Here is a 13297-nt window from a genome sequence, read left to right as displayed (position 1 = left end):
GGGGGCGGCGAGGTGCTGCTGAAAATCAACGACGTAGAGATCGCCGCTTACCCGGCGCCAGGCGAGTTCAAGGTGATGGTCCTTGATCTTGATGATGCTGATTCGACGACGAGAACCGCGAACGGGACTCTTAACCGCGATCGCGTCGCCGTGAAGCGGCAGATTGAAATGAGCTTCGCGCCGCTCGAATGGGATAAGATTTCGGCTGTCCTTACGGCCATGAAGGACGAATTCTTCGATTTTTATTATCCGGATCCGATGGCCGGCGCCTACGTGACCAAGCGGATGTACGTCGGCAACCGCCCTGCAGGCATTCCATTCGAGAAAGGCGGCGTGCTCTGGTGGGAAGGGCTCCAGATTACGTTGACGGAGCGGTGACCTATGTATCCTATTTCTGATTTATTCACGAAGTATTTGAAGGAGTCCGGGCGTAACTTCCTCGTCAAAGCAGAGATCAACGGGACGGAGTACGGGAACGATGTTGTTGTCGAGTTTACGGTCGATAACAGCCTCGTCCTCGGCGAAGAGTTTGAGATCGGGACGACGACTCTCTCGGAACTGATCATCAAGCTTAGAACTGAGGATGAGATCCCGCCTAATGCACGGATCGTGCCGTATCTCGCGCTCACTCTCCCGCCGCAGTACGCCGGGGCCGAGCAAGCATGGCAGGACGTAAATGTCGCTTGGCAGGATGCGGGCTTCCTATGGGGCGGCGCTGTAACGGAGTGGCTGCCGCTTGGAGAGTTTTTTGTGGACTCTCGGGAGCGCGTGAATGATACGTGGGTATATACGTGCTTTGACCGGCTCGTCTGGGCGGACGTGGCCTATGTGTCGTCATTAACCTACCCGACGACACAGCAAGCCGTCTGGGATGAGATTTGCGGGCGCCTCGGCTATGTATACGACAGCAGCGTCGGCATTAATCCAGCGTTCCAGATTCAAGCGGGCCCGGCCGGGTACAGCATGAGGCAGGTTCTCGGCTATATTGCATCTGCCAATGGCGCAAGCGTGTTCGTCGGCAAGGATGGCGTCATTAAGTTCCGGCGCTTTGTCTCTTCGGAGCCGACGGTGTTCGAAATGACCGCGTCGGACTATATTCGGGCGGCCACGGTCAACCCGGTCAAAACGTATACCCGCGTCGTCGTGACGTACAACACCGAGGATGGATTGACCTACGAAGCCGGTACCGGCGACGACAACCATACGTTGTATGTCGAAAACCCGTTCGCGACGCAAACGATCACGGACGCGCTGTTTGCGCAGCTGAACGGGTTTTCCTATCAGCCAGTCACGATGGACGCCCGGGGATTCCCGCAGATCGAGGCGGGCGACCGTATCCGTTTCGGGCAGGCGGTTGACAGCCCGGCATGGCAGGACGCGGACACGGCTTGGCAGGATACGGCGTATAGCTGGGACGGCTTTATCGGCGGGGGAATAACGCTCGCCCTGCATATGGTGTTTTCGTTCAAGGGCGGGCTTAAGATGAGCCTCGAGGCGCCGTCGAAGTCCGAGCAGCAGTCCGAGTTTGTTGTCGAGGGATCGCTCACGCAGCAGGTCAACAAGATCAACAGGGACGCGGTGTGGCAGGGGAAATCGTATTTCGGTGTAACGGTCACGCGGACGGATGGACTTATCGTCGAGCGCGAGGATCACGCCTCTAAAGCGATCTTTAACAGTGACAAGATATCGATGCAGGCTGGCGGAGTCGATAAGATTTACTTTGATCCGGTGTCGGGCAAGTACAAGTTTAACGGCACGCTTGAGGCTTCTGACGGAGTGTTCAGTGGAACGCTCTCTGCTGCTAACGGCTCCTTTAGTGGAACGCTCGTAGCGGCAAACGGGACATTTACCGGGACGCTCGTCGGCGTGGATGGGGAATTCTCCGGAACAATTTCTGCTTCGACAATTACGGGCGGAACGATTAACGGAACAACTATCACAGGTTCGCTCATTCAGACGTCGGCGAGTTATCCGCGAGCTGCCATGAATAACGCGAGTAATCTTTTCGGAGCGTACAAGGACGCAAACAATTACATCGAGATGAACTCGAATTACATTGGCGCACCGGTAATCAATGTTGCTTCCTCCGGAGCTATTAGGGGTCAGGTCGGCTCGAGTAGTGGAGGCACAAACGATCTATTTGTCTCCGCATCGTCTATTTTAAATCTTCGATCTGGGGGTGACATCTATCTTGATCCAGGAGTATCGGGCGGAAAAGTAAGGACAAGCTGGTCTGAGTTAATCGATGGAGCCATCACTCTCCAATCAGAATTGAACGATAAACAGGGTTCAGCAGATGCTTGGACCTCTTACGGGTACAATCTTACATTCGACCCCTCGACCAGAAACCTAAAGATGTTCAATCGATTTGGATCTCAAATCGCTATAGTTAATATCCCTTAATAGAATGTGGTATAATTTTGTCATATTTTAGTAAGGGGGCAATCTAATGCGTAAATATATTGTTGGTTTTGTTGCTGGGTTAATTGTCGCTAGCGCACTCCCGGCCTATGGTGCAGTATCCTCACTAATCGGTAAAAAGGTCACGAAAGAAATACAAGTCAAGATGGATAGCGAGACCATCGGAACAGCGATCGTCGTTGAAGGACGGAGTTATTTGCCTGTTCGTTCTTTATCGGATGCATTGGATCTTACGGTTCAAGTAAATGCCGGAGGGGTGAATTTGGTGACCGAAAACATCGCCAAAGAACTCGAAATCAAGAAAACAGGACGAGCGAACGTCGTAATCTTCAGAGACAAGTCGCTCGTTAAGGTCAACGATTTACAAAAATACATCGTTGACCTCGATACACGATTAGAGAATGAAAAAACATTATTTGCTTCAATGGGCGCCGATGATCCGAAACGATCGACTCAAGCTGAAATCATCACTTCACTCGAACAGGAAAAAGAAAAGAACGACCAAAAGCTTGTTGAGCTTAAATCGGAACTCGATAAATTCAACAAGATGATTGAAGAACGAGATGCCGAAATTGCTGAATTGGAAGCCCGGCTTCAAGCTCAATAAATTACCATCTCAAGGCGCTCCCTCACCGGGGCGTCTTTTATTATGCCCAAGGAGGCGATCGTCTTGGCAGTAGTCAATCCTGTCGTGCGTGTCGAGATCGACCCATTAAAGCCCGTACCCGAGATTTGCGCCGTTATTATGGCTGTTGTTCCGTATCATCCAGGACAAGAAGAAGCGATCCTGCGCGGCGTCCAAGAGGCGATCGAGAAGCGATTAGATAAATTGAAAGGAGACAAGTCGAATGAGCAACCGGTATTGTAATCTTCCCGGACCCGGAATAATCAAAGATACCTTCGGGCAGATCAACACAGGATTTGACGGCGTACAGACAGATATTGATGCGCATTTGGCGGATGATGCGGCACACGGATTTATGCAACGGCAAGCAATCATCAACGGTAACTTTGATGTGCCACAGCGGGGGACGAGTTTTACAAATCCAGTAAACGGAGCATATCTTCTTGATCGGTGGCAAGTAGCACATAGTGCTGATGGTGGAACTTTACCTGCTAATATTACGCATAGCCAGCAAAAGCTCACTCCCGGTGATATTCCAAATGCATTCTTCTTTGATCGTATAACCACTGATGGAGCTGGAAGTGGATTCGGAGTCGGCGCCTATTATATCAAGTCACAAAAGATTGAAAATGGCACAAGATATTTGTGCGGAGCCGGAAAAAAAATAACAGTTAGTTTTTGGGCCCGCAGTAATATTTCCAATAAGCGTATCGGGGTATCAATACGTCAAAATTATGGAGCAGGTGGAAGTCCATCACCGCAAGAGTTCTTGCAGGTAGCTGGGCAAATAATCACACTAACATCTACATGGACGAAATATACGCTGACTTTCACTACAAATACGCTAGTCGGTAAAACATTCGGAACCAATAATGATGATTATCTGCACCTATCTTTCTTCCATATGTGGGGAACAACAATTGCCTCAAATTATTTTGGAGGAGGTACGGCTGAAACGTTCGGAGGCGCAGGAAACGTACCTGACATCTCCCGAGTCCATGTGCATGCAGGAGAAGAGGATTTACCGTTCCCCGTAAGAAGTTTTGCGGAAGAGTTGGCGTTGTGTCAGCGGTATTACGAGAAAAGCTATCACTATCAAACTACACCCGGAACCGCATCGGCGGGTACGGGTATTGAGAGCAAATACATGGGCTCAACAGTAGCAATTTCACAACCTTACGGAACAACAAAATTCAAAGTGAAAAAACGAATTACTCCGACTGTAACGATTTATCCTTATACGACACCCACAAATACAGGTAGAGTAAGCGGAAATGACGGGACGGATTTAGCGTCTAATAGCGGGACGACACATTATATCGGGGATGGTGGGTTTGGTGTTTATAACAATTCTGGTGGAACGCTTAGCCCGAGTTTGGGGGCCGTAATTTTCCACTGGACCGCTGACGCAGAGTTATAACCTATAAGGAGGTAACCCATGGACGGACGCAAGCACTATATAAGAGTTAACGAGGACGGGACAATCGTCTACGGCTTTTCTTCTGCTTTTGAGGAGCCGCAGGAAGGGGACATCGTTATCTTCGAGGACGGCCCGCGCCACTTCCACGAGGCGTTCTCGGAGCCACTGACGAACGATCGCGGACAATTCCGCTTCAAGTGGACAGGACAAGTCGTCGAACGCTCTCAGCAGGAACTTGATGACGAATGGGCTGCGCGTCCACCGGCATCGCCAACGGTAGAGGAACGACTGGAAGCCACTGAACAAGCGTTACTGGCAATGATGGAGGCGATGATCTGATGTATAATTTCATTCTCAATCAGTGGGTAATGCGGAAAATCGACGAAGCCAAGGTACAAAGTTACGTGCCAAGATGGATTACATCAGAGCAGGCGGCGACGATCATAGCCACGCCGCAAGTTGCGGTGTAGGACGATTATGCGCAACAAGGGCTCCGCTGATGCGGAGCTCTTTAATTTGATTGGAGGCGATGAGATGTCTTCGACAGATGAAGTACAAACCGAAATACTGCAGCGACTCACTCGAGTCGAAACAAAGTTGGATATGCAACTCAACGCCAAGGATATAGCTACCGAAGGACTCGACAAAGCAAAGTCGGCGCACCATCGTATCGACGAGATCGCAGATAATCAAAAGTGGCTTTGGCGGACTGTTGTCGGAGCAATCATCGCTGCAGCAATCGCATTTATCGTTAAGGGAGGAATGGCCTAATGGAACAAGATATTCTTACCCTCGCCGCCCTCGTGGCGGCTTTTGTCGGTGTCGCCAAAGCTTACGGGGTAAAAGCCAAGCACAGCTCCGCGATCGCGCTTGCAGTGGCTACCGTGATCGTCCTCGTACCGGCAGAGGTGCGGGACAAGATCATCCTGATCTCGACGATCGGCCTGACCGCAAGTGGGGCGTACAGCTACGTTAAAAAGAGGGAGGATGGCGGCAATGGGTAAACTCGTCTATTACAGCCAGGAGGACAGGCGTTGGGCGCATCTTTTATACAGCAACCGTCGCGACCCGGAGCAGACGATCGCGACGAGCGGATGTGGACCTACGTGCTTCGCAATGGCCGTCAGCTCGCTAACCGATCGCGAGCTGCTCCCTCCGGAAGCGGCGGACTGGTCCGTAAAGCACGGATACCGGACTCCGGATAATGGGACGGATTGGTTTTACTTCGAGGCGGCCGCGAAAGCGTTCGGCGTATCGTGCAAGAGGACGGGCAACTTGCAAGAGGTCAAAGCGGCGCTCGAATCTGGCGCGCTCGTAATCGCCTCCATGGGCAAGGGCCATATGACCGGCGCGGGCCATTACGTATTGATGGTCGGCATCAACGGAAAGTGGATCGACGTCCTCGACCCCAACCCGGATAATATCCGGTACGGGGCGGACGGACTGATCGACCAGGGCGTCAAAAACGACGGCCGGATCAAGGCTGACGAGATCGTATTTAAGCGCGAGGCACGGCAGTATTGGATAATCAATCGATTGATCAAAGAGGAGGACGAGCCCATGACAAAAGAGGAAAAGCAAGCATTTGACGCTATGCGTGAGGACGTGGCAGGGCTGAAGTTGGCGCTTGAGGCCGCGACGAAGAAGATCAAGGCGCCGGCGTGGTTTATCAAAGAGTTCGGCAGTGCGGATCTCGGCGGGAAGATCCATGATCCACGGTTTTCTGAGGAAGGATGGCGCGTTCTTGCAGTTGGGGTAAGGTTATCAAAATAAGAAACAGCCCGTAAGCTTAGCGCCCGAGCTGTCTCAACAGCAATTTAGATATTCCTGACGGGGGAGTTAAAGTTTAGCTACCAGGTCATCTATTGCCTGTCTGCAGTTAATCAGATAGTCATCTTTTACTTTTGTAACTCTCCCCATAATCCGATGTCGCCCAGACGAAAGTCCACTAAATGGTAATCCTTTTGCAAGGGCGACCACTCCTGTGGTTTGGAAGTCTCTTACTTCTGCAGTTCCGCTACTAAGGGTAGTAAATGTGAATACCTCTGGGTGGCGAGTTAGAATATCCTCAACGTCCTCATCAATACTGCGTAAAACTGCGCTATAGGCGGAAGCAGCTACCACATATTGTGTAAGTCTATTTTTCACGATGAGATGAATGAGAGGAAGGCTCCTTCCTTCATCTCTAAGCTTTGACGGGAAAGAGTACGACTGATAGTCAGCGGAAGGGACGTTGATCCCGTGCACCAAGGAAAACATATTCAGTATCGCTCTTCGAGAGGAATCATCGGCCATTACTGGTAATACGAGCTTGTCTGCAGAGGATAAAGCTATCTGTGTGTAAATCGAGAAGCTGGGATTGGAGTCAATAAACACGTCATCGTATACGTTATTGGTTGCTGTAATAAAATCTCGAATCCAATCTATTACAGCAAGCCAAGTTTTTGTTTGGGGAATTTGCGTATTTGAAAGAGTTGCAATTGCATTTGCTTGAAGTTCTACTATTGGATCTCCAGCCAACAAATCTATATTGCTCGGGATGTTAGTATTATAATCGTGCGGGGTCGATATAAAGTCAGCTACGTTAATATTCGGAACTGTAAACGGAGTAGGCAGACGTTGCTCAAAGTAGCCTCCGACCGATTTGCGAGGGGAATGATTGTGAAGACCGATAAGATGATGCCCTCCGCGACCTACTAATCCGCCCAGTAGTAGCTCAGATAGGTTTGCTTGCGGGCACAAATCGATAACAAGAATTCTATGAGTCGGATTCAGCTCAGCTTTACGACACAGAGCTTGGAAGGCGAGACTCGTTTTTCCGGTTCCACCTTTGTTGTTCCAAAACGCATAAATACTCATGTAATTTCCCCTTTTCGGAAACGAAGTTAAAGTCTCGCTACAATTCTACATTATTTGATGATATTTGGCGATGTGTGGAAGAAAAAGAGCGGGAGGGGTGACCTCACTGCTCTTTTTGTTTTATCCGTATTTCCGATCCTTCAATAGGATAACGCATCCCGTCGTCCAATATGATGTCAGTTGTTGTTCTTTTGGCGATTCGGCCGCAGCCCATCATTTCATCAACCAAGATATTGCCTTTCCCGAATTGGTGAGCGTACGTCCGCCACACCTCGACTTCTAACTGCTGCAAAATTGCCTCTTTAATTATCTTGGTGTCCATCATTTTCGGTTACCCCTTCCTATCTCCCGAACGAACTTGCCCTTCTCGTTATAGACCATGATACTAATCCCCTTAATTGCCCCCTTTGTTTCCATCAGTAATCTGATTGCCTCGTCTTTCGATAGCAGAACATTGATGCGCTTACCGTTATAGGCGAGATAATACTTCAGCGTTTGTCACCTTCGCCTATTATTCGACACGTTTCCTCATTTTCCTTTATCTAGGATTATTCTTATCTCTTGATAAGAACAATTGTTCGTATTATAATTAGCGAACAAACGTTCCTATTTTGGAGGAGAACATAGTGGAGCATGTCGAAGAATATGTAATGATTTCGCATAATTTTAAGCTTCTGATCGGCGTCATCATTAACGATCGGACCGTCACCGGTATGGTGGAACAGATCGACGAGGATGACCGCTTTTTACTGTCCGGCGAGTGGTATCGGCTGCAGGACATCGTGGAGATCGTCTCATGCTACTGTCATGAAAGTGGAAAACCCCGGACGCTGATCCGGGGTTTGTTTTTGATACCACCTATGATACCGATACCTGCGAAAAAGAGTGAAATTAACGAAATTAATGACTTCAGAAAATGCGTTTCTTCTAATAAATACGCGAATTTCTGCATTACCTTCGCTTAGTTACTGTCGAGATGGAAGGCAGTATCGGCTAATTCGGCGAATACCGCTTCGTTTCATTCCTGAATAGCGAAAATGCGCGTCCGAAAAGACTTTGGTGCTTGCAAGCCCCAAACGACCGGACGCGTATTTTTTTCGCTCGGCCTTCTGGGGATCGTCGATTTTTTATAATGCCGTTCGTCGTCTGAATAGAGGAGGAGATAAATTTTGAAATTCTTATGTTTAGGTTACTTGCAACCGGAGAAAATGGACGAACGCCCCAAAGAGGAGATCGATGCCGTCATGCGCGAATGCCGACCTCATATGGAGGAGCTTTACAAGAGCGGCCAGGTGATCATCGATGCCGGTCTCTCCATGGAGACCACATGCTTGCAACGGGTCAACGGAAAGGTGAAGGTTACCGACGGGCCTTTTACCGAGACGAAGGAAATCATCGGCGGCGCTTTCCTGATCGAAGCGCGCGATAGGGAAGAAGCGATCCGGATAGCCTCCCTGCATCCGACCGTGCAAGTGGGCGCGGGCGAACGGTTCGGCTGGCGGATCGAGATTCGGCCGATCGACTACTTCGGACCGGCATAATTCCGTACCGGAATTCGCAACCTACGGGATGACGTTCGAGTCTGGAGGGTTGCGAGTGATGCGGAGATGGATGCGAATCGGGTTGGCAAGCGCCGTTATCGTCACGCTGACGAGCGGATTCACGGTTCAGCCGGTCAAGAAAACGCGGCAGTACTACGAAGCCCATCGCGACATCGTATGGGAAGTGCCGATGAAAGAAAAACTGATCGCGCTCACGTTCGACGACGGGCCGAATCCGCGGACGACGCCGCAAATTCTGGATCTGCTTGCGGAGAACGAAGCGAAGGCGACTTTCTTCGTCGTCGGCAAGCGCGTGGAGCGTTTTCCGGAAATCGTGCGGCGGGAGGCGATGGAAGGGCATGAAGTGGCGAACCACACGTATAGCCATTCGTACTACACGAGAGGCTTCAGCCCGAAGAAGCTCGTCGAGGAACTCGATCGGACGCAGGCGAAAATCGACGATCTCACCGGGTGGCATTGCCAGTGGTTCCGGCCTCCGGGGGGCTTTTACGACGACAAGGTTATCGATACGGTAAGGAGCAAAGGGTATACCGTTATTTTGTGGTCCTGGCATCAGGATACGAAAGATTGGCTCGCTCCCGGAGCCGACCGTATCGTGAACAAGGTGTTGAAAAACGCGAGGAACGGGGATATCGTCTTGCTTCACGACCATGTCGACGGTTCCGTCCAGACGGTTCAGGCGCTGCGGACGATCTTGCCGGAATTGCGCAGAAGAGGGTACAAAATGGTGACCGTCTCGGAGCTGCTGCGGCACAAAACTCCGAAATCGTAACGGGGAGTCGCATAAACCGCGCAGAGAAACGCCATCCTAAAGGGAGATTTCACCCTTTAGCATTTTTTCCGAAGGCGGATGATCCCCATGAAGCTTATCAGTACCCTCACGCTTGCGGTCGGCTTGGCCGCCGGAGCGACGACGCTGGCCGGGTGCGTACATAATCCGGGAGACACCGCGGATCTTAAGCAGCACTCCGGGCCCGTGCACATTCAATCGAATGACGGCAAGTCGCCGTCCGATCTAACGGAAGGCCGGCATATCGTGCCGATCCGCTTGCTGCAGAATACCGGATACGTCTCGCTCGAAGACGTTTCGAAAGCGACGGGTTTTCACGGGGCCTGGATCCGGGGCGGCGCCTACGGAGTCGGCGATTACGACCCGGCCTGGGTGTTCAAGACCGGGCAGAGCACCGTCTCGATCGCGGGGAGCAATTGGAGAATGCCGGCGTCCGCGATCAAGACCGACGGCCAAATGTTCGTGCCGGTAGGCGCATTGCAGAAGCTGTTCGGCGACGTGACCGTATTCGCCATCGAGAAGGACGACATCGCGTTTTTCCCGAAGCCGACCCCGAACGAGACGGGAGTGACGGGCAAGAGCTTGGATTTCGCCGACGCGAAGCCGATAAAACCCGCGAAACCCGCATTGGCGGAGGCGGCGAACGCGGGAACGAATGGCGGATCCGACGACGCGGTCATCGCGTTCGCGAAGAAATATCTCGGGATCGTCTACGAATTCGGGACGGAGCCCTATAGCAAGAGCGGCACGTTCGACTGCTCTTCGTTCACCCAGCACGTCTTTCACCGCTTCGGCGTGAGTTTGCCAAGAGTCGCGAGGCGGCAGGCGGAGAGCGGAAAGTACGTCTCGAGAGATAACCTGCAGGAAGGGGATTTGCTTTTCTTCTATGTGCCGGGGAGGTTCAAGAGCAACAAGACCGTCGGCCACGTTGGCATATATATGGGCGACGGCAACATGATCCACGCGAGTCCGAAGCCGAAAAACGGCGTGCAGGTCACTCCGATCAACAAGCCGTACTGGAAGGATACGTTCCTTTACGCGAAGAGGTATCCGTTAAACGGGTAAACAAAAACAGCGCTCTCCCGGAGCGCTGTTTTTGTTTGGTTGAATGCGTTCACATAAATACTTGCTTGATTTCTTTGTTGCGATGCGCGGACAGATCGATGAATTGTTCGCCGACTTTGACGAGCGGGCGGAAGAAATCGTTCGGATGGGTCATGACGATCGTGCCGCTTTCGCCCGTAGACAATTCCACGCTCTTCCCGATGAAGTTCGGAATCATGTGACGAATGAACGTATGGGTAATATCCGGATCGAGCTCGCTAAAGCTCAAGTCGTACAGCTCCCGAAGCACCTGAAGCAAATCCCTCTTCTCGCGATAGACCCTGGAGGAAATCATAGCGCTGTAGACGTCCGCGACGGCGACGATTTTCGCCATCGGATGGATTTTGTCTCCGGTCAATCCGTTTGGATACCCTTTGCCGTCCATGCGCTCGTGATGCTGCAGGGCGGCTAGCGCGATCGCCGGATCTTCTAACGAGTTCTTCAGAATTTCGTAACCGTACTCGGGGTGGTTTTTGATCTCGTCGTATTCTTCGTCGGTCAGCCTGGAAGGCTTGTTCAGAATCGTTTCCGCGATTTTGCACTTGCCGACGTCGTGAAGGAATCCGGCTTTGCCGGCTCTGATCGTCTCTTCTTCTGACCATCCGAGCCAGCGGGCGATGTAGTAGCTGAGCATGCCGACTTGAACGGAATGCTGGTAGGTGTAATCGTCCTGGCTGTTCAACATGAGCAACAAGGATACGACGTCTCGTTCCGCGCGAAAATTATCGACGAGCGGCTGGAAGCTTTCCTTGACGTCCTCCTCGTAAATGCGACCTTCCTCCAGCGCGCGGGTGAACAACTGTTCGGCGCCGGCGACGGCATCGTGATAAAGGGGGCGAAGCAGCGGATTGTACGACGCGAAAGCAGGATCGGCATCGGCCGCTTCCCCGTCCGAGGCTTGCATGATTCCGGCGCGTCTTTCGATTTCTATGTAGTCGATTTGATGTTGGTACATTCTCGATATTTCTTTTTCGTTCAGTATTGCACCCTTGGAAAGCACATGAAGCCCGAAAGAGTTAAAGATGTCTTCGGACAGTCTATCTCCCGCCCGCAAGTCGGTAATATGGACTCTCATTAGTAGGACACCTCAGCTGGGATATGCGATTATTCGAGCTTTTTCGTTAAAATTTTCCTTTCCTTATGCTACCAAGTAAAGGGCTTTCATGCAATAAGGGATTTGTACCATCTTTTCCCTAATACATCGGACTAATGGCTTAAATTTGGCTCAATCGGTGCTTAAGATCATGTAAAGGCAAGTCAGATCAGTCCATCGGCAGGCGTTAGGGCTTAGGAGGTCCTAGGTCGACGCAGGAGGAGTGGTTGAAGGAAAGTTGTATTTAAAGTGATTGATATTTTCATTAAATGATTGAATTTTTCATAATCGATGATGTATAGTTTCATTATAATTGAAGATAGGAATCAAAAGGAGCTGGAGTGAAATGACAAGAGGAGCATTGACGTTGCCCGAAATCGGAAGCCAAGCGGAAGCGCTGGAGGCAGCTTGGCGGCAATTGAACGCCCAGGGCGCGTGGGTGCGCAAATACTTGAGCGACGCAACATTCGAAGAAGTCGTCTTCATCGGATCCGGTTCGTCGTATTACCAAGCGCAGACGATGGCGACGACGTTCCGGCTATGGCTCGGACGCAGCGCGATCGCGTTGCCGTCCTCGGACGTGTTTCTGTTCCGCGATCAATCGGTGGCGAGAGGGAGAAAGACGCTGCTCGTGGGCGTATCCCGTTCCGGGGAGTCGTCGGAAGTCCTATTGGCGCTAGATTCGGTGAAAGATCTGGCCGATTGGACGACTTGCGGCATTACTTGCTACGAGCAAAGCCGACTAGGGACGATGACGGAATGCCTCGTATCCCCGCTCGGCCAAGAGCAAAGCACCGTCATGACGAAGTCGTTCAGCAGCATGACGTTCATGATGCAGGCGGCGATCGCGCAGGCGGCGGGCGACGCTCTTCCCGCTCAGATGGAAGACGTTCTCGCGCTCGACGGGGATGTCGTCGCCCGCGCGAAGACGTTCTCGGATGACCTTGTCCAAGCAAACGACTTCAATAAATATATTTACTTGGGCATGGGCGCTTATTTCGGATTGGCGCAGGAAGTTTGCTTGAAATTGAAGGAAATGTCTTACGTCTGGACGGAAAGCTTCGGCACGCTGGAATTCCGCCACGGTCCGAAATCGGTCGTCGAGCCGGGCACTCTCGTCTGCTTGCTCGTATCGGAAGGCGCGAGAGAGTACGAGTTGAAGGTGGCAGAGGAGATGAAGGAATTCGGGGCGTTCGTCCTGCTCGTGACGGCGGCCGCGGGAGCGGATACGGAGTTCGCGGACGCGGTGTTCGAAGTCGGCGGCGCGGCGCTTAGCGACGAAGCGCGCGCGGTTCTGTACTTGCCGGCTTTGCAGTATTTAGGCTTCTATACGGCGATGAAGCGGGGCGTCGATCCCGACCATCCGAGAAACTTAACCCAAGTCGTCAAAATCTGATCATCCGAACGAATAAGGAGAATTGCC

Annotated in this window: 18 protein-coding genes; 15 read left to right on the top strand and 3 right to left on the bottom strand. The window is 51.6% G+C overall.

Annotation, left to right across the window (positions count from 1 at the left end; genetic code table 11):
* Positions 1-12 precede the first annotated feature (12 nt).
* The 10 genes from ACFPPD_RS06720 (at position 13) to ACFPPD_RS06675 (ending at position 6239) form a co-directional block, all read left to right on the top strand.
* A complete protein-coding gene (locus ACFPPD_RS06720) occupies positions 13-378 on the top strand; it encodes a DUF6711 family protein (RefSeq protein ID WP_209748617.1) in 366 nt (121 codons plus the stop codon).
* A 3-nt stretch (positions 379-381) separates the two neighbouring features.
* The gene (locus ACFPPD_RS06715; RefSeq protein ID WP_209748618.1) at positions 382-2403 is read left to right on the top strand and encodes a polymer-forming cytoskeletal protein; all 2022 of its coding nucleotides are present in this window, start codon (positions 382-384) and stop codon (positions 2401-2403) included.
* 46 nt (positions 2404-2449) lie between these two features.
* Positions 2450-3028, top strand: a complete 579-nt coding sequence (locus ACFPPD_RS06710; RefSeq protein ID WP_209748620.1) for a hypothetical protein — start codon at positions 2450-2452, stop codon at positions 3026-3028.
* 63 nt (positions 3029-3091) lie between these two features.
* On the top strand, positions 3092-3289 hold the full coding sequence (locus ACFPPD_RS06705; protein ID WP_209748622.1) for a hypothetical protein: 198 nt from the start codon (positions 3092-3094) through the stop codon (positions 3287-3289).
* A complete protein-coding gene (locus ACFPPD_RS06700; protein ID WP_209748624.1) occupies positions 3270-4466 on the top strand; it encodes a carbohydrate binding domain-containing protein in 1197 nt (398 codons plus the stop codon). The genes ACFPPD_RS06705 and ACFPPD_RS06700 overlap by 20 nt, the downstream gene beginning before the upstream one ends.
* Before the next feature lie 18 nt (positions 4467-4484).
* A complete protein-coding gene (locus ACFPPD_RS06695) occupies positions 4485-4805 on the top strand; it encodes a hypothetical protein (protein ID WP_209748626.1) in 321 nt (106 codons plus the stop codon).
* Positions 4805-4936 carry a hypothetical protein gene (locus ACFPPD_RS06690; protein ID WP_378081607.1) on the top strand — a complete coding sequence of 44 codons (132 nt, stop codon included), beginning with the start codon at positions 4805-4807 and terminating at the stop codon, positions 4934-4936. Before ACFPPD_RS06695 ends, ACFPPD_RS06690 begins: the two co-directional genes overlap by 1 nt.
* A gap of 64 nt (positions 4937-5000) precedes the next feature.
* Positions 5001-5237: a hemolysin XhlA family protein gene (locus ACFPPD_RS06685; RefSeq protein ID WP_209748628.1), complete on the top strand. Its 237-nt coding sequence runs from the start codon at positions 5001-5003 to the stop codon at positions 5235-5237.
* Complete coding sequence (locus ACFPPD_RS06680; protein WP_209748630.1) at positions 5237-5470, top strand: hypothetical protein; 234 nt, start codon at positions 5237-5239, stop codon at positions 5468-5470. Before ACFPPD_RS06685 ends, ACFPPD_RS06680 begins: the two co-directional genes overlap by 1 nt.
* Positions 5463-6239, top strand: coding sequence for a C39 family peptidase (locus ACFPPD_RS06675; protein WP_209748633.1), 777 nt, complete (start codon positions 5463-5465; stop codon positions 6237-6239). The genes ACFPPD_RS06680 and ACFPPD_RS06675 overlap by 8 nt, the downstream gene beginning before the upstream one ends.
* Positions 6240-6305: 66 nt before the next feature.
* Here the strand turns inward: ACFPPD_RS06675 and ACFPPD_RS06670 are convergent, their stop codons facing one another.
* Positions 6306-7325 carry a ParA family protein gene (locus ACFPPD_RS06670; protein WP_209748635.1) on the bottom strand — a complete coding sequence of 340 codons (1020 nt, stop codon included), beginning with the start codon at positions 7323-7325 and terminating at the stop codon, positions 6306-6308.
* A 103-nt stretch (positions 7326-7428) separates the two neighbouring features.
* Positions 7429-7650, bottom strand: a complete 222-nt coding sequence (locus ACFPPD_RS06665) for a hypothetical protein (RefSeq protein WP_209748637.1) — start codon at positions 7648-7650, stop codon at positions 7429-7431.
* A gap of 301 nt (positions 7651-7951) precedes the next feature.
* Here ACFPPD_RS06665 and ACFPPD_RS06660 point away from each other — a divergent pair, with 301 nt between their 5' ends.
* The 4 genes from ACFPPD_RS06660 to ACFPPD_RS06645 all read left to right on the top strand — a co-directional run bounded on the left by ACFPPD_RS06660 (position 7952) and on the right by ACFPPD_RS06645 (position 10742).
* The gene (locus ACFPPD_RS06660; RefSeq protein WP_209748639.1) at positions 7952-8290 is read left to right on the top strand and encodes a hypothetical protein; all 339 of its coding nucleotides are present in this window, start codon (positions 7952-7954) and stop codon (positions 8288-8290) included.
* A 204-nt stretch (positions 8291-8494) separates the two neighbouring features.
* Complete coding sequence (locus tag ACFPPD_RS06655; protein WP_209748641.1) at positions 8495-8866, top strand: YciI family protein; 372 nt, start codon at positions 8495-8497, stop codon at positions 8864-8866.
* A 58-nt stretch (positions 8867-8924) separates the two neighbouring features.
* Positions 8925-9659: a polysaccharide deacetylase family protein gene (locus ACFPPD_RS06650; RefSeq protein WP_209748643.1), complete on the top strand. Its 735-nt coding sequence runs from the start codon at positions 8925-8927 to the stop codon at positions 9657-9659.
* A gap of 87 nt (positions 9660-9746) precedes the next feature.
* A complete protein-coding gene (locus ACFPPD_RS06645; protein ID WP_378081602.1) occupies positions 9747-10742 on the top strand; it encodes a C40 family peptidase in 996 nt (331 codons plus the stop codon).
* Positions 10743-10791: 49 nt separating this feature from the next.
* On the opposite strand, the gene ACFPPD_RS06640 is transcribed toward ACFPPD_RS06645, so the two are convergent.
* Complete coding sequence (locus tag ACFPPD_RS06640) at positions 10792-11856, bottom strand: HD-GYP domain-containing protein (RefSeq protein ID WP_209748647.1); 1065 nt, start codon at positions 11854-11856, stop codon at positions 10792-10794.
* 364 nt (positions 11857-12220) lie between these two features.
* On the opposite strand from ACFPPD_RS06640, the gene ACFPPD_RS06635 reads away from it, so the two are divergent.
* On the top strand, positions 12221-13270 hold the full coding sequence (locus tag ACFPPD_RS06635; RefSeq protein WP_209748649.1) for an SIS domain-containing protein: 1050 nt from the start codon (positions 12221-12223) through the stop codon (positions 13268-13270).
* Positions 13271-13297: the final 27 nt, after the last annotated feature.

This window comes from Cohnella suwonensis, from assembly GCF_042655365.1.
Classification (GTDB): Bacteria; Bacillota; Bacilli; order Paenibacillales; family Paenibacillaceae; genus Cohnella; species Cohnella suwonensis.
The sequence above is the reverse complement of the archived record's forward strand: the minus strand, read 5'-3'. Positions and strand labels throughout refer to the sequence as shown.

What these genes read in the sequence shown, in the direction of transcription:
- ACFPPD_RS06650 (WP_209748643.1), top strand. Translation starts at nt 8,925, where the DNA reads ATGCGGAGATGGATGCGAATCGGGTTGGCAAGCGCCGTTATCGTCACG.
- ACFPPD_RS06695 (WP_209748626.1), top strand. Translation starts at nt 4,485, where the DNA reads ATGGACGGACGCAAGCACTATATAAGAGTTAACGAGGACGGGACAATC.
- ACFPPD_RS06715 (WP_209748618.1), top strand. Translation starts at nt 382, where the DNA reads ATGTATCCTATTTCTGATTTATTCACGAAGTATTTGAAGGAGTCCGGG.
- ACFPPD_RS06680 (WP_209748630.1), top strand. Translation starts at nt 5,237, where the DNA reads ATGGAACAAGATATTCTTACCCTCGCCGCCCTCGTGGCGGCTTTTGTC.
- ACFPPD_RS06635 (WP_209748649.1), top strand. Translation starts at nt 12,221, where the DNA reads ATGACAAGAGGAGCATTGACGTTGCCCGAAATCGGAAGCCAAGCGGAA.
- ACFPPD_RS06685 (WP_209748628.1), top strand. Translation starts at nt 5,001, where the DNA reads ATGTCTTCGACAGATGAAGTACAAACCGAAATACTGCAGCGACTCACT.
- ACFPPD_RS06645 (WP_378081602.1), top strand. Translation starts at nt 9,747, where the DNA reads ATGAAGCTTATCAGTACCCTCACGCTTGCGGTCGGCTTGGCCGCCGGA.
- ACFPPD_RS06675 (WP_209748633.1), top strand. Translation starts at nt 5,463, where the DNA reads ATGGGTAAACTCGTCTATTACAGCCAGGAGGACAGGCGTTGGGCGCAT.
- ACFPPD_RS06700 (WP_209748624.1), top strand. Translation starts at nt 3,270, where the DNA reads ATGAGCAACCGGTATTGTAATCTTCCCGGACCCGGAATAATCAAAGAT.
- ACFPPD_RS06640 (WP_209748647.1), bottom strand. Translation starts at nt 11,856, where the DNA reads ATGAGAGTCCATATTACCGACTTGCGGGCGGGAGATAGACTGTCCGAA.
- ACFPPD_RS06665 (WP_209748637.1), bottom strand. Translation starts at nt 7,650, where the DNA reads ATGATGGACACCAAGATAATTAAAGAGGCAATTTTGCAGCAGTTAGAA.
- ACFPPD_RS06670 (WP_209748635.1), bottom strand. Translation starts at nt 7,325, where the DNA reads ATGAGTATTTATGCGTTTTGGAACAACAAAGGTGGAACCGGAAAAACG.
- ACFPPD_RS06710 (WP_209748620.1), top strand. Translation starts at nt 2,450, where the DNA reads ATGCGTAAATATATTGTTGGTTTTGTTGCTGGGTTAATTGTCGCTAGC.
- ACFPPD_RS06690 (WP_378081607.1), top strand. Translation starts at nt 4,805, where the DNA reads ATGTATAATTTCATTCTCAATCAGTGGGTAATGCGGAAAATCGACGAA.